Consider the following 22,159-nt stretch of genomic DNA (forward strand, 5'->3'; position numbering starts at 1 on the left):
TCCGCCATGACACGACCCGTCCCCGCCACGCACACCCAGCTCGACCAGTTGCTCACCGGACTCGTGGACCGGGTGGCCGAGGTGAACCAGGCCGTCGTGCTGTCCGAGGACGGCCTGGTCGTCAGCAAGTCCACCGGGTTCCTGCGCGACGACGCCGAGCGGCTCGCGGCCACCGCGTCCGGGCTGATGAGCCTCAGCAAGGGGGTCAGCATGGACTTCCGGGGCGGCCCGGTGCGCCAGGCGCTGATCGAGATGGCGAACAGCTATCTCATCCTCACCTCGGCGGGCCCCGGCGCCCATCTGGTCGTCCTGACCGGTCCGGGCGCGGACGTCGGGGTCGTGGCGTACCAGATGAACATGCTGGTGAAGAAGATAGGCGAGCATCTCAGCGCCGCGCCGCGGGCCAACGTCGGCCCCGCGGCCGGCTCCGGCGAGTGAGGTGAGCGGTGGCGACGCGGCGGGACGGCTCGTACGGCCGTTCACGCTGACCGGAGGCAGAACCCGGCCCAGCCGCGCCGATTTCACCCTCATCACCACGGTGACCGCGGTCGATCCGGTGCCCGCGCGGGCGCCCCGGCCGCAGCCGGAGCAGTCCCGCATCCTGCGGCTGTGCGCCGAGCCGCTGGCGGTGGCGGAGGTCGCCGCTCTTGTCGACCTTCCGGTGAGCGTGGTAGTGATCATGCTCTGCGATCTGCTGGAGGACGGCCTGATCACGGCCCGGCCGCCGCACCCGGTCTCCCGTACCAGCCCGGACATGGACCTGCTGCAGAAAGTGAGGGAGGGCCTTGACCGGCTCTGACACCATCGCTCCGGCACCCGCGCCGCCCGAGACGGTCAAGATCCTGATCGCGGGGGGCTTCGGCGTCGGCAAGACCACGATGGTCGGTTCGGTGAGCGAGATCGCGCCGCTGCGCACCGAGGAACCGCTGACCGTGGCGGGCCTCGCCGTCGACGACCTCGACGGCATCGAGGAGAAACGGGCCACCACCGTGGCCCTGGACTTCGGCCGCATCACCATCGGCCAGGACCTGGTGCTCTACCTCTTCGGCACCCCGGGCCAGCAGCGCTTCTGGTTCATGTGGAACGACCTGGCGCTCGGCGCACTCGGCGCGGTGGTCCTCATCGACGTCCGCCGCCCGAGGTCCAGCTTCGCGGCCGTCGACTTCTTCGAACGCCGGGGCATCCCGTTCGTGGTGGGCGTGAACGGCTTCTACGGCGAACACCCGTACCCGGCGGAGGCCGTGCGCGAGGCGCTGGCCCTCCCCGAGGACGTCCGGGTGCTGCTCTGCGACGCCCGTGAGCGCGACTCGTGCCGGAACGTACTGATCGCGCTGCTGGACCAGTTGATCGAGGCGGCCATCGAGGACGGCGGGGGCGGCAGGCTCACTCGTCCGCCCCGCTGAGCGGCTCGTCCGAGGGGGCGATGATCCGGGCCGTGAGGTCCGGGTCGGGCATGTCCCGGTCGAAGGGGAACAGGGGCCGCCGGACGCGGTGATGCCCGAGCCGGACCAGGTCCTGGTCGACCCCGCCCGGGGTGAGGGCCATCTTCCAGTCCGCGGCCATGGCGAAGAGCTCGGGTTCGAGATAGCCGATCTTGACGAGCACGAGGTCGGCGGAGCGCGGGTCCAACTCCAGGTCGGTGAAGTCGTGTTCGTGGTGGTACGGCTTCCGGAGCCGGGTCAGGATCACGTACACGCTACCGACTCTGAGGACGACCTCGGTCTCCGCGTCGCGGTCGCCGTGCCGGATCGAGTGCACGACCCCGGTGAGGGTGAGCGGGCCCGCGTGGCGGTCGTCGACCTCCGCGCCCGCCGTGACGGTGACGGTGGCGCCGATGCCGGCACGCTCCGCCGCGGCTACGGCGGACGGTCCGGGGAGCGACGCGTAGATGACCGTGGGGCCGCCCTCGTCCTTGAACTCCGGGCGTTCCAGGACCTGTTGGAGGCCCCAGGTGACGTCGCCGGCGCCGCCCGCGGTCGGGTTGTCGCCGGTGTCGCTGATGAAGTACGGGCGGGCGGTGGAGGCCAGGGCCTCGTCCAGGCAGTCGTCCAGGGTGCCGGTCGGGGCCACGAACTCGAAGTCGTGTCGCGCTTCCCAGAAGCCGCGCGCCAACTGTTCGGCGCCGGCTCGGACTTGCGGTTCCGACGGGCCGGTCACGACGACCGCGGCTCGGTTGCGGGGCTCGTCCGCCCAGGCGTAGCCGACCCAGATCGCCGCGTCGGTGACTCCGGCTTCCGCCTCGACCTCTTCTACGGCCGCGTAGACGCTCTTCGCCGGTTCGATGCGGGTGGAGGTCTGTTCGCCTGCGAGCAGTACGGGGACCGGGATCCAGGCCTTGACCGGGCGGGGCGCTCCGCTGGTCAGGAGGGTTACGAGGTTGCGGGCGGCGCGTTCCTTCGTGTCCATGGCGTCTTCGTGCGGGGCCATGCGGTAGCAGGTGATCAGGTCGCTCTGGTGGACCAGTTCGCGGGAGACGTTGCCGTGCAGGTCCATGGAGGTGGACACGAGGGTGTGTGGGCCGACGGTTTCCCGGATGCGGGCGAGCAGCTGGGCTTCGGCGTCGTCTGTGCCCTCTACTGTCATCGCGCCGTGGATGTCGTACCAGAGGCCGTCCAGGGGGCCCAACTCGCCTAGGCGTGCGATGAGTTCGTCGGTGAGTTCGGTGAATGCGGTGGCCGTTACCGTGCCGCCGGGGAGGGCCTTGCCGACCAGGGCGCCTTGCCAGTCTGCGGCCTCGCGGAGGGGGGTGCCGGGGGTCAGGAAGGGGTAGCGGGTGAGGACTTCGGGGCCTCGTTGGGGGTGGAAGGCGGGGGCTTCTGTGCGGGCTGGGGAGAAGGTCGAGGATTCGATGCCCAGGCCTGCGATGGCGATGGTGGGGCGGGAAGGAGGCAATGGGGGCTCCAGGTTGTGTGTCGGGTGCGGGTGCGTGGGGGCTGGTCGCGCAGTTCCCCGCGCCCCTAGGTAGGTCAGCGCATCCCGGGTTTGTCTGTGACCGTTTGGAGTGCTTGCGCCAAGGCCCGTTGCAGGGCGAACTGGCCTGCGCCCACCAAGCCCGCGTCCGCGCCCAGGCTCGCTCGGTCGATCACCAGGTGTTCGGTGACCAGGGGGTGGCAGCCCTCGTAGAGCTGGCTGCGTACTGCCGCCACGAAGGGTTCCAGGGTGGAGAGGATGCCACCGAGGTACACGGCGTCGGGGTTGAAGAAGTTGACGTTGGCCGCGAGGACCTGGCCGAGGTAGCGGCCGGCCTGGCGGACCGCTCGGGTCGTTTCGGGGTGGGCGTCCGTGGCGAGGCGTACGACGTCCTCCGTGGACGTCACGTCCAGGCCGTGGCCGCGCAGGATGCGGACCAGGGCGGCGCCGGAGGCGACGGTCTCCAGGCAGCCGGTGTTGCCGCAGGAGCAGGGGATGTCGTGGGCGGCCTCGACGCGGACGTGGGTGATCTCGCCCGCCGCGCCGGTACCCCCGCGGTAGAGGCGGCCGTCGGCGATGACGCCCGCGCCGATGCCGGTGCCGACCTTGACCATGATCGACTGGCGGCGCTCGGCGGGCTGGACGGTGTGCTCGCCCACGGCCATGCAGTTGGCGTCGTTCTCGACGGCGGCCGGGACCTCGAAGCGGTCGGCGAGCCAGTCGCGGATGGGGAACTTGTTCCAGCCGGGCATCCGGGCCGGGAGCGTGACGATCCCGGAGGCGATGTCGACCGGGCCGGGGAGGGACAGGCCCACGCCCCGCAGCCGGTCGCGTCCGTGGCGTTCGGCGAGCGCGGTGAGCGTCTCGGCGAGGCCCGGCAGCGCGGCCTCGGGGCCGTCCGCCGTGGGGAAGGGAACGGTCGACACGTCGGTCAGGCCTCCGCCGGGGAGTACGACCCCGACGTGCGCGTGCTTGCCGCCCAGCTCGGCCGCGACCGCGAAGCCGTCGCTGCCGCCCAGCCGCAGCACCTTGCGCGGGCGTCCGCCGGTGGAGGAGCGGGTGCCGTGCTCGGCGACCAGGCCCAGGGACACCAGCTGGCCCACGGCGAGGGAGATCGTCGAGGGCGCGGCGCCGAGCAGTTCGGCGAGTTCGGTGCGGGTGGCGGCCTGCCCGGAGGCGAGGAGTTCGAGGACGTGCTCGGCCAGTGAGGAGACGCCCGAGGTGCTCTTCCGGCGGTGCGCACTTTTTTCAGGCATGAAGGAAGTTACTTCCGGATCGGGTGATCGAGGCGACGAGCGTAAGTCACCCGGATGCCCTCTCACCTTTTTTCAGAACAGCAGAAACAGGCTTTTTACAGCGGGACGCCTGTTTCTTCGACACCGGGGGCCGTTGACTGTCATCACTCCCGCCTCCGCCCCTCTTTTTCCGAGGAGAACCATGTCCCCTGTTCGCCAGAGACTCCTCGCAGGTGCCTCCCTGACCACGGCCTCGCTGCTGCTCGCGGGCTGCTCCGGGTCGAGCGGTACGTCGTCGTCCGGGTCCCACGACTCGATCGACTACGCGCTGCCCGCGAACTTCACCCCGAACTGGATCCTGCCGATCGGCACGGCGGCCCACCTCAACACCAACAACATCTCCATCGCGAACTCGTTGTGGGAGCCGCTCATCGCCTACGACGGCTCGACCGGGACCATGGGCTGGAACAAGAAGGGCTCGGTGGCGACCGCCGCCGACTTCGCGGCCGACAACAAGAGCGTCACGATCACCCTCGGCGACCGGCACTGGAGCGACGGGAAGCCGGTCACCTCCGCCGACGTGAAGTTCTGGTTCGACCTCATCAAGGCGAACAAGTCCCAGTGGGCCGGCTACAACCCGGGCAAGGCGCCGGACAACTGGACATCCTTCAAGACCGTGGACGCAAGTCACTTCACGATCACCTTCGACAAGGCCTACAACCCGCAGTGGATGCTGGCCAATGAGCTGAGTTCCATCACCCCACTCCCCCAGCACGTGTGGGACAAGGCCGGGGACGCCAAGAAGGACTGGACGTACCTCAACGACGCGGCGAAGAACATCAGCGGGTACGCGACGAACGCCCTGTGGAAGACGGTCAGCGGCCCGTACACCGTGAAGTCCTTCTCCACGGCCGGCAAGGTCGTCCTGGCCGCCAACTCGAAGTACGACGGCGGCGAGAAGCCCGGCATCCCCACCGTGAACCTCCTCCCCTTCACGACGGCGGACGCCGAGAAGAACGCGCTGCGGTCCGGGAGCGTCGACTACGGCTACATCGAGGCGACCGACCTCGACCAGAAGGCGAGCTTCACCGCGCAGGGCTACACCGTGAAGCCGTGGTCGGGCTGGGCGATCACCTACATGCCGTACAACTTCAACAACCCTTCCATGGGTGCCGTGTTCAAGCAGCTCTACGCCCGGCAGGCGGTGCAGAAGTCCATCGACCAGAGCAGTCTGGCGAAGGTCATCTTCAACGGGACGGCGGTGCCCGGGTACGGGCCGATACCGCAGGCGCAGAGTTCGTCGTTCCTGTCGGCCACGCAGAAGAGCGACCCGTATCCGTTCTCGACCTCGGCCGCCAAGTCGCTGCTCAGCGGCCATGGTTGGAGCGAGCAGGGCGGGGTCATGGCCTGCACCAGCCCCGGCACGGGTGCCGCGCAGTGCGGTGAAGGGGTCGCCAAGGGGACGAAGTTCCAGATGCAGGTGCTGTCGCAGTCCGGTTCGACGGTGACGGACAACATGATGAGCGCGATCCAGTCCTCGCTCGCGAAGACCGGGATCAAGTTCTCCATCAAGACCGCGCCCGTCAACTCCGTGCTGTCACAGACTCCGCAGTGCACGGCCTCGCAGTCGATCTGCAAGTGGCAGCTGTCCTTCTTCGGTACGGCGGGCAGCTGGTACTTCCCGGCCTTCCCGACCGGCGACTCGCTGTTCCAGTCCAAGGGCGGCGCGAACTTCGGCAACTACTCCAACGCCGACGTCGACAAGCTCATCTCCGCCTCCACGACGTCGAGTTCGACGCAGGAGATCCAGGAGTACAGCGCGTCCCTGGCCAAGGACCTGCCGGTGATCTGGCTGCCCGAGCCGGACTACCAGATCTCCGTCGTCAAGAACGGCCTCGGCGGCTTCTCGCAGGACCCGCTCGCCAACTTCCACCCGGCACAGTGGAAGTGGACCAGCTGAGGCATGGACACCCTCCTGTATCTGACTCGGCGGATCGCCCAGGCGCTGGTCGTGATCCTCATCGTGACGGTCGTGGTGTTCGGCCTGCTGCACGCGCTGCCCGGGGGTCCCGCGCGCGGGATCCTCGGCCCGCAGGCCACGCCCCAGCAGATCACGCTGTTCAACCACGACCAGGGGCTCGACCGGCCGCTGCCCGTCCAATACCTGTACTACCTGCGGCAGTTGCTGCACGGTGACCTCGGCACGTCGTACACGCTCAATGAGGCGGTGTCCCGGCTCATCGAGCAACGCCTCCCGAAGACCCTGGTGTTGACCGTGTTGTCCGCGGTTCTCGGGCTGGCGCTCGCCATTCCGCTGGGCATGTGGCAGGCGGTGCGGCGGAACAAGCCGGCCGACTATGTCATCACGGCCTTGAGCTTCGTGGCCTACTCAACTCCCGTGTATTTCTTGGGACTTGTGCTGGTGCTGGTCTTCACGCAGATGGTGCGGTGGTTTCCTTCGCAGGCGCCGCAGGGGGACACGGTTGCTCAGGTCTTCGCGGATCCAGTGGCGTTGGTGCTGCCGGTGGTGACCGGGGCGGCCTCGATGGTTGCCGTGTTCAGTCGGTACATGCGGGCCGCGACGTTGGAGAACCTGTCCGAGGACTACGTCCGTACGGCTCGGGCGGGGGGTTCTCGGCAGGGGGCGATTCTCTTCAAGCACGTGTTCCGGAACTCGCTTACGCCGGTGATCGCGATGTTGGGGTACTACGTGCCGGTGTTGTTCGGGGGTGCGCTGGTTGTTGAGCAGCTCTTCAACTACCCGGGGATGGGGCTGCTGTTCTGGAGTGCGGCTCAGTCTTCGGATTACCCGGTGCTCCTCGGGTGCGTGCTCGTGATTTCCGTCGCGACCGTGGTGGGGACGCTCCTTGCTGACGTCGTCCAGCGGATTGTGGATCCCCGAGTGAAGGCTGGGCGGACATGAGTGTTCAAAGTGCGGGCCGGTGGGGGCTGGTCGCGCAGTTCCCCGCGCCCCTGATTGCTCGCTTCGCTCGCAACAGGCTCGCGGTCGCCGGACTTGCAGTCGTTGCCCTCTTTCTTCTCTTCTGCTTCGTGGGGCCGCTTCTCTACTCCACCGATCAGATCCACACCGACCTCACGCAGGTCAATCTCCGGCCCAGCGGGGCGCATTGGCTTGGTACCGATGCTGTCGGGCATGACGAGTTGGGGCGGCTCATGTACGGCGGGAAGGTGTCGTTGCTCGTCGGGCTTGCCGCTGGGGTGCTTGCCACCGTGATCGGGACGGTCTGGGGGTCGGTCGCCGGGTATGCCGGTGGGTGGGTCGATGCCGTGATGATGCGGGTCGTGGATGCCGGGATCGCGATTCCCGCGCTGTTCATTCTTCTCGTCGTGTCGGCGATCACCACGCCTGGCGTGCCTGGGCTGATCGTGATTCTTGGGTTGGTGTCCTGGCTCGTGCCGTCGCGGCTCGTGCGGGCCGAGACCTTGACCCTGAAGAGCCGGGACTATGTGCTGACCCTGCGGGCCATCGGTGGTTCGCACAGTCGGGCCATCACGCGGCACATTCTGCCCAACTCGGTGTCGACCATCGTCGTCGCGGCCACCTTCCAGGTCGCCGACGCGATTCTGCTCGTCGCCTATGTCTCCTATCTGGGGCTGGGAGTTCAGCCGCCGTCGACCGACTGGGGCGGCATGCTCTCGGCCGGGCTGACGGCCGCCTACTCGGGACGCTGGTGGCTGATCGTGCCGCCGGGTCTCGCGATCATCCTCGTCGTGTGCGCTTTCAACGCGGTCGGCGACGGGCTGCGCGACGCCTTCGACGTGAGGGGACGGGGATGAACAGCATCCTGGAGATAGCGAATCTGAGCGTCACTTTCTCCACCGAGAGCGGTGATGTGCCTGCCGTGCGTGGGGTGTCGTTGCGGGTGGAGCCCGGGGAGACTCTTGCCCTTGTCGGTGAGTCCGGGTCCGGGAAGTCGACCGTCGCGCTTGCTGCCCTTGGGTTGTTGCCCGGCAACGCCCGTGCTTCCGGGGGCGTTTCGGTCGGCGGGACGGATGTCGTCGGGGCCGGTGAGGCCGAACTCGCGCGGCTGCGGGGGCGTACGGCTTCGATGGTGTTCCAGGAGCCGGCCACCGCGCTTGATCCGCTGACCCGAATCGGCAAGCAGATAGCGGAAGTTGTGCGGAATCATCGGGATGTGTCGCGGCAGGAGGCTGCTGCGGAGGCAGTTGAGTTGTTGCGCCGGGTCGGGATTCCCGAGCCCGAACGGCGGGCTTCCGCCTTTCCGTTCCAGTTGTCGGGTGGGCAGCGGCAGCGGGTCGTGATCGCCATGGCCATCGCCAACTCGCCCGGGTTGCTGGTCGCCGATGAGCCGACCACCGCGCTGGACGTCACCGTGCAGGCCGAAATCCTTGACCTGCTGCGGGCGTTGGCCGCCGACTCCGGGACCGGGGTGCTGCTGGTCACGCACAACATGGGGGTCGTCGCGGACTTCGCCGACCGGGTCGCCGTGATGCTGGAGGGGGAGGTAGTGGAGACGGGGGCGGTGGAGGACGTGCTGCTGCGGCCCACCCATGAGTACACGCGGCGGTTGTTGGCCGCCGTGCCTCGGCTGGCGGTGAGCGAGCCGGTGGGTGCCGTTGCGCGTGAGTCCGTCGAGACGGCGGCTCCTGTGGTCGAACTGCGGGATGTCTCCGTGCAGTTCGGGCGTGGGCCTCGTGCCGTGCGGGCGCTGGAGGAGGTGTCGCTCACCGTGCGGGCCGGCGAGACCGTGGGACTTGTCGGTGAGTCCGGGTCGGGGAAGTCGACCGCCGCCCGGGTGGCTCTCGGGCTGGTCTCGCCGGAGTCGGGGAGCATCTCCCTCTTCGGGGCCGATCTGCGCAAGGCGCGGGGAGGGGCCCGGCGGGCTCTGCTGGCCGGGGTCGGTGTGGTGTTGCAGGATCCGGTGGCCTCGCTGGACGCGCGGATGAGTGTCGCGGAGTGCGTGGCCGAGCCGTTGCGGGTGCACCGGCGTGGGACGGGTGCCGCCGAGCGACGGAAGCGGGTTGCCGAGGTGCTCGAACTGGTGCGGCTGCCACGGGAGTTGGCGCGGCGCGGGCCGCGTGAGCTGTCCGGTGGGCAGCGGCAGCGGGTGAGTCTCGCGCGGGCGCTGGTCCTCGAACCGCGGTTGCTGGTCGCGGACGAGCCGACGAGCGCGCTGGACGTGAGCGTGCAGCAGACCGTGTTGGAAGTGATCGCCGAGTTGCAGGCGGAACTCGGGTTCGCGTGTCTCTTCGTCTCGCACGACCTCGCCGTGGTGCAGCAGTTCGCCGGGCGGGTGGTCGTGATGCGGGACGGGCGGGTCGAGGAACAGGGGCCGACCATGAGTACGTTGCTGCACCCGGAGACCGCGTACACGCGCCGGCTCATCGCCGCCGTACCCGTACCCGATCCGGTGCTCCAACGGAAGCGCAGGGAGCGCCGGTTGGCGTTGGGGACGGGGGCCGGCGCGTGAGCGACTCCCCCCAGGTGATCGTCGGCGTCGACATCGGCGGGACGACCACCCAGGTCGTGCTGTGCACGGCCGAACTCGACGTCCTGGACCGGACGGAGGTACCGACCCCGGCGAGTGAGGGCGGGACGGCCATGCTCGACGCCGCACTCTCCGCGCTACGGCTGCTGCTGGACCGTACGCCCGCCCGGTTGCTCGGGGTCGGGGTCGGTGCGGCCGGGCTCGTGGATGTGCGGGCCGGGCGGATCCTCGTGGCGAGCGACTCCTTTCGCGACTGGGCCGGGTTCGAGGTGACGGCCACCGTCCAACAGGCCCTGGGCGTACCGGCGTTCCTTGACAACGACGTGAACGCGTTTCTGCGCGGGGAGGTCGCGAAGGGTGCGGTCGCCGGTGCGGAGAACGTGCTCGGGATGACGCTCGGCACCGGGGTGGGCGGCGCGCTGTGGCTGAATGGCGCCCTGTACGACGGGCCGCGCGGGGCGGCGGGCGAGATCGGCCATGTGCCCGGGTTCGGTGAACTGCCGTGCACGTGCGGGGGAAGAGGGCATCTGGAGACGCTGGCGTCGGGGCGGTCGATCGCGGCGCGGTACGGGGAGCGGACGGGGCGTGCGCTCACGGCCCGTGAGGTCGCCGAGGCGGCCCGGGCGGGCGATCCGGACGCGCGGGCCGTGTACACGGCGGTGGGGCGCGGTGTCGCCCGTGCGCTGCTGATCACGGCGGGGCTGCTGGATGTCACGACGTGTGTGATCGGCGGGGGTGTCAGCCGGTCGTGGGATCTGGTCGAGTCCGCCGTGCAGGAGACGTTGGCTGTGGAGCCGCCGGTGAGCGGGCACCCGGTGCGGGTGCTGCCGGCGCGGCTGGGCGGGGACGCGGTGGCGGTCGGGGCGGCGGCCCGGGCGCGGGCGGAACTCCTGATCCACACAGGGGGCTCGTAGCGGACGCCTACGTGAACGACGGGAATCGGCCAAGCACGACCGTGTGATTGACGCGCACGCGCCCCATCTCTACCTTCTGATCGACTTACCGAACCCCGTTCGGAATGTCGAACGACATGAATCAATGGGCCGCTCGTATCCCCCTGGAGAACACATGGCCGTCCCTCCTCTCCCCCACCCGTCCCGCCGTCTCTTCCTCGGCATGGCCGCGACCGTCCCCCTCGCGGCCACCGGCGCGCTCACGCTCGGCGCGGGCAGCGCGCGGGCCGCCACCAACTCGGCTTACGTCATGTGCTACTTCACCGAGTCGCCGACGTTCCTGGGCGCCAACTACGGCCTGCACCTGGCCGTCAGCCCGGACGGTCTGGAGTGGACCCCGCTCAACCAGAACGCCCCCGTCGCCACCCCCACCGCGGGCTCCCTCGGCCTGCGCGACCCGTTCATCCTGCGCAAGCAGGACGGCACGTTCGTGGTCCTCGCGACCGACCTCAACGGCACCGACTGGTCGTACGTCAGCCAGTACATCCACGTCTGGGACTCCACCGACCTGCGTACCTTCACCGGCTACCGGCGGATGAAGGTGCACGACCTGGACACCCACGCCTGGGCGCCGGAGTCGTTCTGGGACGCGGGGCGCGGGCAGTACGGGGTGATCTACTCGGCCGTGAACGACAGCGGGCACAACGTCATCATGGTCAACTACACGAGTGATTTCGTGACCGCCGGTGATCCGCAGGTGTTCTTCGACCCCGGGTACGACGTCATCGACGGTGATCTCGCCGTGGGTGTGAACGGGGTCAACTACCTCTACTTCAAGAAGAGTTCGACGCTGGTCGGCGCGAAGTCCACATCACTGGACCCGGGTAGTTTCACCGAGTTCAGCACGGCGGTCTCGCACAACGGCACCGAGGCGCCGACGCTGGTCAAGTCCCTTGCGTCCAGCTCGACTTGGTACCTCTGGGGTGACACCTGGGACCCGAACGGCGTCTTCTACGCCTGGCAGACCAGCAGCCTCGCCGCGGGCACCTGGACCGCCGTGGACCAGAAGCGCTACACGCAGCCGCTCAACTCCAAGCACTGCGGCATCCAGCCGATCACCACGGCCGAGTACAACAACCTCATCGCCAAGTGGGGCACCCCGGCCTGGAACCGGCTCAAGTCCTACAACTACCCGGCCCGTTACGTCCGCCACTCGAATTTCGTCGGGCGGATCGACGAGTACGCCTTCGACCCGTACACCGACTCGCAGTGGACCCTGGTCCCGGGTCTCGCGGACAGCGCCGGGGTGTCCTTCCAGTCGGTCAACTACCCGACCCGCTACCTGCGGCACTACGACTACGCGCTCCAACTCGACGTGAACGACGGCACGTCGACGTTCGCCGGGGACGCCACGTTCTACCGGACCGCGGGGCTCGCCGACTCCTCCTGGGCGTCCTTCCGGTCGTACAACAATCCGACGCGCTACATCCGGCATTCCGACTACGTCCTGCGGATCGACCCGATCTCGACGGCCACGGATCAGCAGGACGCGACGTTCCGCGTCGGGTACTGAGCACGACGCGGGTGCCTCCCGGAGAAACGGAGGCACCCGCGTCGTCGCCGGAGCGGGTCAGCTCAGGCCGGCCGTCTTCAGCCACGCCTTCGCCACGTCCAGCGGGTCCTTGTTCTGGGACTGGACCTGGGTGTCGAGGTCCAGCAGGGTCACCGTGTCGAGCTTCGCGGAGACCGCGTTGAGGGCGGCGACGCCGGCCGCGGAGAGGCCGCTCTTGTAGACGAGGGGCTGCACGTTCTCGAAGCCGAAGAGCCTCTTCGGGTCCTGGAGCGTGACGTGCTTCTCCTTGACGATGGTCGGGTCCGTGCTGAAGAGGTCGGCCGCCTGCACCGTGTTCTTCTTCAGCGCGGCCGCCGTCAGCGGGCCGCCCGCGTCCAGCGCCTTGAAGGACTTGAACTCCAGGCCGTAGACCGACTTCAGGCCCACCAGGCCCTGCTGGCGGGTCTGGAACTCCGGCGAGGCGCCGATGACCAGGTCCTTCGCGATGGACTTGAGGTCCGCGATGGAGGAGTCGGACGTGAGGCTGTACTTCTTCGCGGTCTCCGCGTTGAGCGTGACCGTGTCCTTGTCCTCCGCGGCCGCCGGGTCCAGCAGCGTCAGCTTGGAGTCCAGCTTGGCGTTGATCGCGGCCGTGGTCGCCGCGAGGGTCGCCGGGGTGGCCTTCGGGTCGAGGTAGGCCAGCAGCGCGCCGTTGTACTCGGGCAGCACGGATATCGTGCCGTTCTTGAGCAGGCCGTAGGTCGTCTCGCGGCTGCCGATGTTCGGCTTGTAAGTGACCTTGACGCCCTTGGCCTTGAGGGCCTCGCCGTAGATGTCGGCGATCAGGATGCTCTCGGCGAAGTTGTTGGAACCGACGACGACCGTGTCACCGCCGGCCTTGCCGCCCGAGAGCGGGTCGTCGGACTTGCTGTCGGAGGACGAACCACATCCCGTGACAAGCGCAGCCGTCGCGGCGAGCGCGATGGCGGCCGCGCCGGGGTACCTAGTACTGGACCAGCTGTTCTTCGCTTTAGAAGTCACAATTCCCGTTCCGGGTTTGGATGTTGGCACAGGCGTGCAGGCATGGCTGTGGCGTCGACGCGCGGGGCGTGAACGCCGCACTCCGCTGATCCAATCCAGCCGGTTCTTGGTCAGTCAAGAGAACTCTGGTCACCGATTGGCCTCAATGGGTGCCCAGTTGTGAAGGCAACGTAAACAGACCGGTCACGAACACGGTCGCTTTGTAATTGATTCTTGACGTAGGGCGACGCACTTGATCGTTCAAAGAGGCGGTAGTCTCCCCGGAGTTGGCGTCGGTCACAGCGGTGTGCGGGGGCCGCTTCGATCAAAAACAGTCACACGCGTCGCTGCGCGTATCGTGACAACACCCCACGAAGGAGGCCTGGTGTCCATACGGGGCTTCGCAGACCGTTGGCCCTTCAGGCGCAAGCTCAATCTGCTCGTCGGCGTACCGCTCGCGGTGGTCGCGGTGCTGCTGGCGTATCTCATCTCGGATGAGGTCGGGCAGTCGACGGACGCGAGCGACGCGGCGCAACTGGTGCGGGACAGCGGGCAGGTCGCCAGGCTGGTGAACCTCGTGGAGGCGGAGCACCAGCAGGCCATCCTGCTCTCCGTCCGCTTCGAGGCCACCAATGACGGCGGCACTCCCTCGCAGAGCGCCTACCGCGAGGCCCAACTGGCCGTGGACAAGCAGGTCGAGAAGGTGCGCGACACCTTCGGCGACCGGCTGCCGGCCAGCGAGGCCCAGGCGTTGAAGGAGATCAACGGCCTGGAGACGCTGCGCGACACCGTCGAGCAGAGCTACCTGCCCGCCGACAACATCGACCCGGCGTACACCAGCGCCTCCGACGGTCTGATCGACGGGCTCGACCTCGAACACAACACGAACCTCGCCACCACCTTCACCGGCAACCTGCTGGACTCCGTGCTGCGGGCGGACGCCGCCCACAGCTCGTTCGAGACCAGCGTGTTCTCCGCGACGACCGGCGACAGCAACGCGCTCATCGAGTTCAACAACGCGGTCGGCGCCTACGACCTCTACACCTACCAGGCCGCCAGGTTCGCCCGGTTCGCCACCGAGGACCAGGCCGACCAGCTCTCCGGCATCGAGCACACCCCGGCGCAGCGGGAGATCGCCGAGGCCTACGCCGAGCTTCAGATCGACCCGAGCGGGCTCCAGGCCGGGACGCCCGGCGCCGTCCGCAAGGCCTTCGCGGACGCCATGAGCGACTACCCCTCGTACCCGCAGCAGGCCGCGAGTCGGCTGAAGATCACCACCTCGCTCATCGACCAGATCGCCACCCGCGCCGACAGCGCGTCCAGCTCCGCCTCCTGGCGCGCCGGACTGCTGCTGAACCTCGCGCTGTTCGGCTTCGCGCTGTGGCTCGTCTTCGTGGTGATCGTGCGCCGCTCGGTGGTCCGCCCCGTGCAGGCCCTCACCGTCGCCGCGAAGCAGGTCGCCGACGTCGCGGGCCGCGAACTCGCCCGCGTCGCCGACGACGACGCCGAGGACGACGGGCCGCCACTCCTGCGCGACATGCCGGTCACCGCGAAGGACGAGATCGGTGACCTCGCCGAGGCCTTCAACCATGTGCAGACCACGGCCGCCGCGCTGCTGGCCCGCCAGGTGGTCAGCCGCCGCAACGTCGCCGAGATGTTCGGCAACGTCGGCCGCCGCGTCAGCAACCTGACGACCCGTCAACTCGCGCTGATCGACGCGGTGGAGCGCGGCGAGACCGACCCGGCACTGCTGGAGCGGCTCTACTCCATCGACCACATCGCCGTCCGCCTGCGCCGCAACGCGGACAGCCTGATGCTGCTGGCCGGCATCCGCGAGACGGTGCTGGACGGCGGACCCACCGAGCTCACCAACGTCGTACGGGCCGCGCTCGGCCAGATCGAGGGCTTCCAGCGGGTGGGTCTGCGGGCCGACACCGAGATCATGGTGGAGCCCGACATCATCGGCGACCTCACGCTGATGGTGGCCGAACTCCTGGAGAACGCGGTCTCGTTCTCGCCCGCGGGCAGCCCCGTCGAGGTGGTCGTACGGACCGACGGCGACGACGCGCTGATCGTGGTCGCCGACCACGGACTCGGGATGAGCGCCGAGCGCATCGCCGAGGAGAACGCCCGGCTGATCCGCCGCGAGCGCCTCGACCTGGTGCCGACGAAGGTGCTGGGCCTGTTCGTGGTCGGTACGCTCGCCCGCCGCTGGGACATCGACGTCACGCTGGCCCGCACGCCGGGCGGCGGTGTGACGTCCGAGATCACCATCCCGGCGACGCTGCTGCTCCGCATGAGCGCGCTGGCCTCCGGCGGTTCGGCGGGAGGGTTCGCGGGGTTGGAATCGGGCTCGGGATCAGGGTCGGGGTCGGGCAAGGCACTCGCGTCCGCGGGCTTCGTACCGGACCAGCGTCCGGCTCCTTCCTGGGCCACCGCGGACTCCGGTGCCGCCCGGACCACCGACTCCGGCCTGTCGGCCACGACTTCGGGCTACGGCTCCTCCGGCCACGGCACCGACTCCGTACGGCCGACGCCCGCCGTCGGGGCTCCCGCCGGACGCGACTCCGGGTACGCCGACTCCGGTCCCCGGCCCTCCATCGCCGCCGAACCCGTGCGGGAGCAGGCCTGGGCCGACGATCAGCCCGCCCCGCTGCCGCGCCGGGTCTCCCGGTACGAGACGGCGCCGGCAGCCGCCGTAGCGGAGTCCGCCGCCGTCACCACCCACCACGCCCCGGCGGACGAGTCCGCCACCGCCCCGGACGACGCCGCCGGAGGCTCCCGGCCGCTGCGGCGGCGGGTCCGGGGTGCCACCCTTCGTACGGGCGCCGACGACGTCGCCCAGCAAGCCGCCCGGCAGGCCCCCCGGCCCGCCGACGCGGACGCCGTCCGCTCGGCCCTCGAAGAGTTCGAGGCCGCCGTGGAGCAAGCGCATCGCGACAGCGACACCCTCACGGGCCTGCGCCCCCCGGACGCGAACCACCCGCACGACCAGAACCACCTCCCGAAAGGAGCGGAGCAGTGAGTACGTCGACAGGTGACACTCCCACGGGGGGCACCACGCCGGCCGATCTGCAGGCAGCCGCGGCCGATTTCAACTGGCTGCTCAACCGTTTCGCGACGGAGACCGCGGGTGTCGTCGACGCCATCGCGGTGTCGTCCGACGGCCTGCTGATCGCCGTGGCCGAACTGCGTGAACACGCTCACTCGGAGCGGCTCGGGGCCATCGTCTCCGGCATCACCAGCCTCGCCGCCGGAGCCTCAGGCAACTACGGTCTCGGCGGCCTGAACAAGGTCATCATCGACCTGGAGGGCGGCCACGTCCTCGTCTCCGCGATCGGCAGCGGCGCCGTCCTCGGCGTCGTCACCGACAAGGAGGCCAAGCTCGGCAACATCGCCTACGAGATGACGCTGTTCGCCAACCGTGCCGGTTCCGCGCTCAACCCCCAGCTGGTGCTCCAGCTGAAGAACAGCGTCGGCGCCGCTTCGGCTCGGTGACCGGTCCCCGACCGGTCGAGAGAGGAACAGCCACTCATGCCCGACGGCCGCACTCCGAGCGGTGCCGGCGCGGACGGGGCCACACCCCCGGGTCGCGATCCGGTGCGCACGCCTTCCGCCGTACGGCCGTTCCTGGTCACCGCGGGCCGGGTGGCGGGCGCGGACGCCGCCACCTCCGGGCGGCCGATACCGGTCGAGACCCAGGTGGTGGCCACGGCCTCCGGTCTTGAGGTGCTCGACCGGCTCTCCTTCGAGCAGCACGACATCGTCGCCGCCTGCCGGCAGCCGCAGTCCCTCGCGGAGATCGCGGCCCGGCTGCGGCTGCATCTGAACGTGGTGCGGGTCCTCGCCGAGGACCTGCGTGCCGCCGGGCAGTTGACGGTGCACGTGCCCAACTCCGACATCACCCATGACGCAACCGTCCTGCGAAGGGTCATCGATGGCCTCCGCGCCATCCCCAACTCCCGGGGAGTACTCCGTGACATCGACTGAACCGGTCGCCCGCGGTGCGGCTGCGCAGACCGTCGTACGACCGCCGCTGCCGGTGAAGATGGTCGTCGCGGGTGGCTTCGGCGTGGGCAAGACCACCACCGTGGGCGCGATCTCCGAGATCGAGCCGCTCACCACCGAGGCCGCCATCACCGAGGTCGCGGCGGGCGTGGACGACCTGTCCCTGACCCCGCGCAAGACCACCACCACGGTCGCGATGGACTTCGGCTGCATCACCATCGACCCGACGCTGAAGCTGTACCTGTTCGGTACGCCCGGGCAGGACCGGTTCGGCTTCATGTGGGACGACATCGTGGAGGGCGCGGTCGGCGGTCTCGTCATCGTCGACTCCCGGCGCCTCGACGACTGCTACGCGGCGGTCGACTACTTCGAGCACAAGCAGATCCCGTTCGCGGTCGCCCTCAACGCCTTCGACGGCAAGATCGAGCACTCGCTGGACGAGGTCCGCTGGGCGCTGGACGTCAACGAGCGCGTCCCGGTCCTCGCGTTCGACGCGCGCGAGCGCGGTTCGGTGCGGGACGCGCTGCTGGTCGTGCTGGAGTTGGCGCTGGCGCGCACGGAGAACTGACGGCCGCGGAAAGCGAGTTGGGGGGAGGGTCGGTGGCCGCTCCCCCCAACTGTGCGTTCAGCGGGTCTCAGTTGCTCCTACGAACCCCCGGTGACACCGCGAGCCGTGCGATGCCCCAGAAGAGTCCGAGCGTCACCAGTGCCATCCCTGCGACGAGGGTCGCGCCGCCGACGACCTTCTCGTAGTTCCTCTGGTAAAGGCCGTCGATGATGTAGCGGCCGAGGCCGCCGAGGCTGACGTAGGCCGCGATGGTGGCCGTGGAGACGATCTGGATGGCGGCCGAGCGCAGGCCGCTGAGGATCAGCGGGAGGGCAACCGGGAGTTCCACCTGGAACAGGACGCTCGTCTCGTTCATGCCCATGCCGCGGGCCGCGTCGACCGGGGAGGGGTCGACGGAGCGCATCGCCTCGTAGGTGGTGACCAGGATCGGCGGTACGGCGAGGACGACCAGCGGGATCATCACCGGGACCAGGCCGAAGCCGATCAGCACGAACATCAGCACCAGCAGGCCGAAGCTGGGCAGGGCGCGGGCGGCGGTGGCGATGAGCGAGAGGGTGTTGCCGCCGCGTCCGGTGTGACCCGTCAGCAGACCGATCGGGAGGCCGATGGCGGCGGCGATGGCGAGCGCGATCAGCGAGTACCGGACGTGCTCGACGAGACGGGTGGGGATGCCGTCGTAGCCGTGCCAGTGAGTGCTGTCGCTGAAGAACAGGTTGATGTAGTGGAGTACGTTCACCGGGCTGCGTCCTCCAGTGCGAGTTCGGCCGGTTCCGGCCGGTCCTCGGCGGGGCGGGCCTTGCGGGTGCCGCGCGGCATCCAGGGCGTGAGGAGCAGGCGTACGCCGACCAGGACGGCGTCCACGACGATGGCGAGGACGGCCGTGGTGATCACGGAGAGCCAGATCAGCCGCGGCTGGTGGTAGATCTGACCGTCGTTGAGCAGGTTGCCCAGGGCGCCCTGGTTGCCGATCAGCATGCCGACGCTGACGAGGGAGATGCTGGACACGGTCGCCACCCGCAGACCGGCGATGATCGCCGGCACGGCGATCGGCAACTGCACCTGGAGATACCGGCGTACGGGCCCGAGGCCCATCGCGGTGGCCGCGTCCAGGGTCTCCTGGGGCACGGAACGGACGCCGTCCACGATCGCCGGGACGAACACCACGAGGCTGTAGACGCCGAGCGGGATCATCACGGTGGTCTCGGTCTGGCCGGTGTAGTCGATGAGGACGACGAAGAACGCCAGCGAGGGGATCGCGTAGAGCACGGTCGTCACCCAGAGCACCGGCGGGTACAACCAGCGCAGCCGCACGCAGAGTTGGGCGATGGGCAGCGCGACCACCAGGCCGACGAGGACGGGGATGACGGCCTCGCGCAGGTGCAGGCCGATCAGACCGAGGTAGCTGTTCTGGAGGTCGCTGGGGATGCGGAACCAGTCGTTCATCCGGCGACCTTCGCGCCGCCGCGACCCGCCGCGTGGGCGCTGCGGATCGCCTCACCCACAGCCCCCTGCGACACGACACCGACCACACGCCCGGTCCCGTCCACCCCGACCGCCCACCCGGTCGGCGACAGCACCGCCCCGTCCAGCGCGGCCCGCAGCGAGTCCTTGCCAGCCTCGAACGGGCGGCCATGGGCGATGAGTTGGGCGGTGTCGACGGCTCCGGCGGTGAGTGCGCCGGGCTCGCTCCAGCCCAGCGGCCTGCCGTCCAGGTCGGTGACGAGGAGGTACGGCACGTCGGGGGTGGTGCGTTCGGCGATCTGCTCGGCGGTGGAGTCGACGGCGACGATCGGGGAGGTCTTGAGGTCGAGGCCCGCGGAGGAGAAGAAGGACAGGCGGCGGATGCCGCGGTCGGTGCCGAGGAAGTCCTCGACGAAGGCGTCCGCGGGGTCGGAGAGCAGTTCGGCGGGCGGGGCGAACTGGGCGAGCTTGCCGCCGGTGCGCAGCACCGCGACCATCGTGCCGAGCTTGATCGCCTCGTCGATGTCGTGGGTGACGAAGACGATGGTCTTGCCCAACTCCTCCTGGAGGCGCAGGAGTTCGTCCTGGAGTCCCTTGCGGACCACGGGGTCGACGGCCGAGAACGGCTCGTCCATCAGCAGCACCGGCGGGTCGGCGGCGAGGGCGCGGGCGACGCCGACGCGCTGCTGCTGGCCGCCGGAGAGCTGGTACGGGTACCGCTTGGCGAGGGCGGCGTCGAGGCCGACCCGTGCCATGAGTTCGGTGGCCCGCGCCCTGGCCTTCTCCTTGCCCCAGCCGAGCATGCGGGGCACGGTCGCGATGTTGTCGACGATCGTGCGGTGCTGGAAGAGTCCGGCGTTCTGGATGACGTAACCCATCGACCGGCGCAGCGTGTTGACCGGCTGCTTGGTGATGTCCGCGCCGTCCAGGGAGATCGTGCCCTCGCTGGGATCGATCATCCGGTTGATCATGCGCAGGGTGGTCGTCTTGCCGCAGCCCGAGGGGCCGACGAGGACGGTGATCGAGCGGTCCGGTATGTCCAAGGACAGTTGGTCGACCGCCACCGTGCCGTCCGGGTACCGCTTGGTGACTGAATCTATCCGTATCAAAACGCCGAATACCCTTCGGGTTTGGCAGAAACTGCCCGTTCTCGGCCACGGTCGCAGGCCACTGGGGGCAGAGTCTAGACCGCGAGTGTTGCGGGAACTTGGCGGGATCCGCCCCGGCGTGACCGGTCGTGATCGGTATCCGGCGGCCGGAAAGCGCTGTTGACCGGTCGGTAGCCACGTACTGTCATGGACGGTGACCGGACTGTCCCGGACCCTTCTCGATCCTGCCCGATCCTTCTTGACCGCATAACGCACGCATCCGACCGTCCGATGACGAGGAGCGCGACGTGACGAACGGCGGTACGTCCCCCTCCGACGCCGCCGTGCTCGCCCGGGGACGCAGGCTGCTGGCCCTCGCCGGGGACGCGCGGGGCCGTGACTCGGCGGAAGAGGCACGGACGTTGGCGCTGCGGGCCGCCGCCGATCTGGAGCGCGGTGTGCGGCTCACCGGCGGCGCGGGCGCGACCTCCGCCGTACGGTGCCGGGCTCTGCTGGACCTGGCCGAGGCGCGGGCCGTCGCGGCGGCCGACAGCGGGGCGACCGGGGTGCTGGAAGCGCTGCACGAGGCGGTGGCGGACGTCCGGGACGTGAGCCCGGAGTTGAGGGCGCTGGCCCTGCGCAGGCTCGCCGAGGCGCACAGTGCCCGCTACCGGTACACCGCCGACCCGGCCGAACTCGACGCCGCCGACCGGGTGTTCGCGCAGGCGCAGGATCTGGTGCAGCGCGACGACCCGGTCCGGGCCGAGCTGCTGGCGGGCCGCGGCGAGGTACTGCTGGCCCGGGTCGAGAGCGGCGGCGGACTGGCGGTGGCCGCCGAGGCGGTACGGGAACTGCGCGCGGCGCTGGCCCTGACCCCGGGTGGTGAACCCCGGCTGGCGGAACGGCAGTTGCTGTTCGGCAAGGCGTTGCGCCGGCACCACACGGCGGGCGGGGCGGCGACCGATCTGCACGAGGCCGAGTGGATCCTGGCCCGCGCGGCGCGCGGTGCCCTGGCCGACCGTACGGCCGCGCTGGCCTGGGTGGAGCGCGGCGAGGTGCTGCTGACGCTGGCCGGTTCGACCGGGGCACCGGAGTGGCTTGACCTTGCGGCGGAGTCGTACCACCACGGCGTCCGCAGCGCACTGCGGGCCGCCGAACCGCTGCTCGCCGCACAGGCCCACCACCAGCGCGGCGCGGTCCTGGAACGAACGGCCGGCCCGGCACGGGCCCTCAAGTCCTACCAGGCCGCCTGGGAGTTGTGGCAGCGCGCCGGGGCGGCGCAGGGACCGCAGGCACAGTCCACGTTCGAGCGCATGACCGCGCTCGGGGCGACGACGTAGACGTAGAGGAGTGCAGGGTGTCGGACTTGGCGCGCTACGACGTGGAGGAGTACGAGGTGGCCGACCCGGCCGAGCGGCAACAGGCCGTGCGGTACGAGCCGGGCCGACCCGAGGGACGCGCGGACGGCGAGCGCGGTCCGCTGCCCGACTACGCCGGGGCCGGTCCGACCGCGCTGCGCGCACGAGGGGACCAACCCGTGCGCCGGGTGGCGGAGTTGGCCGAGCAGCAGACCTTGCCGCACGAGCCGGGCCGACCCGAGGGACGCGCGGACGGCGAGCGCGGGCCGCTGGCCGAGTTCACCGGGGCCGGTCCGACCGCGCTGCGCGCACGAGGGGACCAACCCGTGCGCCGGGTGGCGGAGTTGGCCGAGCAGCAGACCTTGCCGCACGAGCCGGGCGGACCCGACGGACACCCGAACGACAACCATGCCCTCCTGCCCGACTACACCGGCGTCGACCTGACCGCGCTGCGGGCGCAGGTCGACCACCCCGTGCTGGGTGCCGTGCTCGCGACCCTGCTCGCCCGGTCCTGTAGTGCCGACGGGGGGCTCGTCGCGTATCACGAGGACTCCCCCGGGGCAGAACGATAGGGGCGGCAGAGCGCCGGCCGACG

The 22,159-nt window shown here is 69.7% G+C and carries 21 protein-coding genes; 15 read left to right on the plus strand and 6 right to left on the minus strand.

Going from position 1 to position 22,159, the window contains the following annotated elements:
• Window positions 1-6: 6 nt before the first annotated feature.
• Genes OG194_RS10050 through OG194_RS10060 form a run of 3 tightly spaced genes read left to right on the plus strand, consistent with a single transcriptional unit; the run spans window position 7 to window position 1,403 of the window.
• Window positions 7-438 carry a roadblock/LC7 domain-containing protein gene (locus tag OG194_RS10050; RefSeq protein ID WP_019071426.1) on the plus strand — a complete coding sequence of 144 codons (432 nt, stop codon included), beginning with the start codon at window positions 7-9 and terminating at the stop codon, window positions 436-438.
• 1 nt (window position 439) lies between these two features.
• Window positions 440-799 (plus strand): DUF742 domain-containing protein, encoded by a 360-nt coding sequence (locus tag OG194_RS10055; protein ID WP_327400511.1) that lies wholly within the window; start codon window positions 440-442, stop codon window positions 797-799.
• Complete coding sequence (locus OG194_RS10060) at window positions 786-1,403, plus strand: GTP-binding protein (protein ID WP_327400512.1); 618 nt, start codon at window positions 786-788, stop codon at window positions 1,401-1,403. The genes OG194_RS10055 and OG194_RS10060 overlap by 14 nt, the downstream gene beginning before the upstream one ends.
• On the opposite strand, the gene OG194_RS10065 is transcribed toward OG194_RS10060, so the two are convergent.
• Window positions 1,384-2,892, minus strand: coding sequence for a M81 family metallopeptidase (locus tag OG194_RS10065; RefSeq protein WP_327400513.1), 1,509 nt, complete (start codon window positions 2,890-2,892; stop codon window positions 1,384-1,386). The genes OG194_RS10060 and OG194_RS10065 overlap by 20 nt on opposite strands.
• Window positions 2,893-2,966: 74 nt before the next feature.
• Window positions 2,967-4,166, minus strand: a complete 1,200-nt coding sequence (locus OG194_RS10070) for an ROK family transcriptional regulator (protein WP_327400514.1) — start codon at window positions 4,164-4,166, stop codon at window positions 2,967-2,969.
• A 181-nt stretch (window positions 4,167-4,347) separates the two neighbouring features.
• On the opposite strand from OG194_RS10070, the gene OG194_RS10075 reads away from it, so the two are divergent.
• From OG194_RS10075 to OG194_RS10100, 6 genes are all read left to right on the plus strand, one after another.
• A complete protein-coding gene (locus tag OG194_RS10075; protein WP_327400515.1) occupies window positions 4,348-6,105 on the plus strand; it encodes a peptide ABC transporter substrate-binding protein in 1,758 nt (585 codons plus the stop codon).
• A gap of 3 nt (window positions 6,106-6,108) precedes the next feature.
• Window positions 6,109-7,068 carry an ABC transporter permease gene (locus OG194_RS10080; protein WP_327400516.1) on the plus strand — a complete coding sequence of 320 codons (960 nt, stop codon included), beginning with the start codon at window positions 6,109-6,111 and terminating at the stop codon, window positions 7,066-7,068.
• Window positions 7,065-7,943 (plus strand): ABC transporter permease, encoded by an 879-nt coding sequence (locus OG194_RS10085; protein ID WP_327400517.1) that lies wholly within the window; start codon window positions 7,065-7,067, stop codon window positions 7,941-7,943. The genes OG194_RS10080 and OG194_RS10085 overlap by 4 nt, the downstream gene beginning before the upstream one ends.
• Window positions 7,940-9,598 (plus strand): ABC transporter ATP-binding protein, encoded by a 1,659-nt coding sequence (locus tag OG194_RS10090; protein ID WP_327400518.1) that lies wholly within the window; start codon window positions 7,940-7,942, stop codon window positions 9,596-9,598. The genes OG194_RS10085 and OG194_RS10090 overlap by 4 nt, the downstream gene beginning before the upstream one ends.
• Window positions 9,595-10,530, plus strand: a complete 936-nt coding sequence (locus OG194_RS10095; protein WP_327400519.1) for an ROK family protein — start codon at window positions 9,595-9,597, stop codon at window positions 10,528-10,530. The genes OG194_RS10090 and OG194_RS10095 overlap by 4 nt, the downstream gene beginning before the upstream one ends.
• A 154-nt stretch (window positions 10,531-10,684) precedes the next feature.
• The gene (locus OG194_RS10100; RefSeq protein WP_327400520.1) at window positions 10,685-12,082 is read left to right on the plus strand and encodes a glycoside hydrolase family 43 protein; all 1,398 of its coding nucleotides are present in this window, start codon (window positions 10,685-10,687) and stop codon (window positions 12,080-12,082) included.
• Window positions 12,083-12,139: 57 nt separating this feature from the next.
• Here OG194_RS10100 and OG194_RS10105 read toward each other — a convergent pair whose 3' ends face one another.
• Window positions 12,140-13,102: an ABC transporter substrate-binding protein gene (locus tag OG194_RS10105; RefSeq protein ID WP_327400521.1), complete on the minus strand. Its 963-nt coding sequence runs from the start codon at window positions 13,100-13,102 to the stop codon at window positions 12,140-12,142.
• A 364-nt stretch (window positions 13,103-13,466) separates the two neighbouring features.
• Between OG194_RS10105 and OG194_RS10110 the strand changes: the two genes are divergently transcribed.
• From OG194_RS10110 to OG194_RS10125, 4 genes are read left to right on the plus strand one after another with little or no spacing between them, the layout of a single operon-like run.
• Window positions 13,467-16,106, plus strand: coding sequence for an ATP-binding protein (locus tag OG194_RS10110; RefSeq protein WP_327400522.1), 2,640 nt, complete (start codon window positions 13,467-13,469; stop codon window positions 16,104-16,106).
• Complete coding sequence (locus OG194_RS10115) at window positions 16,103-16,579, plus strand: roadblock/LC7 domain-containing protein (RefSeq protein WP_019062808.1); 477 nt, start codon at window positions 16,103-16,105, stop codon at window positions 16,577-16,579. Before OG194_RS10110 ends, OG194_RS10115 begins: the two co-directional genes overlap by 4 nt.
• Window positions 16,580-16,615: 36 nt before the next feature.
• The gene (locus OG194_RS10120; protein WP_327400523.1) at window positions 16,616-17,071 is read left to right on the plus strand and encodes a DUF742 domain-containing protein; all 456 of its coding nucleotides are present in this window, start codon (window positions 16,616-16,618) and stop codon (window positions 17,069-17,071) included.
• Entirely contained in the window at window positions 17,058-17,657 is a 600-nt protein-coding gene (locus OG194_RS10125) for a GTP-binding protein (RefSeq protein WP_327400524.1), read from the plus strand. The genes OG194_RS10120 and OG194_RS10125 overlap by 14 nt, the downstream gene beginning before the upstream one ends.
• Window positions 17,658-17,724: 67 nt before the next feature.
• On the opposite strand, the gene OG194_RS10130 is transcribed toward OG194_RS10125, so the two are convergent.
• Genes OG194_RS10130 through OG194_RS10140 form a run of 3 tightly spaced genes read right to left on the minus strand, consistent with a single transcriptional unit; the run spans window position 17,725 to window position 20,227 of the window.
• Window positions 17,725-18,393, minus strand: coding sequence for an ABC transporter permease (locus OG194_RS10130; RefSeq protein ID WP_327400525.1), 669 nt, complete (start codon window positions 18,391-18,393; stop codon window positions 17,725-17,727).
• On the minus strand, window positions 18,390-19,100 hold the full coding sequence (locus OG194_RS10135) for an ABC transporter permease (protein WP_266863075.1): 711 nt from the start codon (window positions 19,098-19,100) through the stop codon (window positions 18,390-18,392). Before OG194_RS10135 ends, OG194_RS10130 begins: the two co-directional genes overlap by 4 nt.
• Entirely contained in the window at window positions 19,097-20,227 is a 1,131-nt protein-coding gene (locus OG194_RS10140; protein WP_327400526.1) for an ABC transporter ATP-binding protein, read from the minus strand. The genes OG194_RS10135 and OG194_RS10140 overlap by 4 nt, the downstream gene beginning before the upstream one ends.
• 287 nt (window positions 20,228-20,514) lie before the next feature.
• Here OG194_RS10140 and OG194_RS10145 point away from each other — a divergent pair, with 287 nt between their 5' ends.
• Entirely contained in the window at window positions 20,515-21,546 is a 1,032-nt protein-coding gene (locus OG194_RS10145; RefSeq protein WP_327400527.1) for a hypothetical protein, read from the plus strand.
• Window positions 21,547-21,563: 17 nt separating this feature from the next.
• Complete coding sequence (locus tag OG194_RS10150) at window positions 21,564-22,136, plus strand: hypothetical protein (protein ID WP_327400528.1); 573 nt, start codon at window positions 21,564-21,566, stop codon at window positions 22,134-22,136.
• Window positions 22,137-22,159: the final 23 nt, after the last annotated feature.

Origin of the sequence: Streptomyces sp. NBC_01288, from assembly GCF_035982055.1 — a bacterium.
GTDB lineage: Bacteria > Actinomycetota > Actinomycetes > Streptomycetales > Streptomycetaceae > Streptomyces.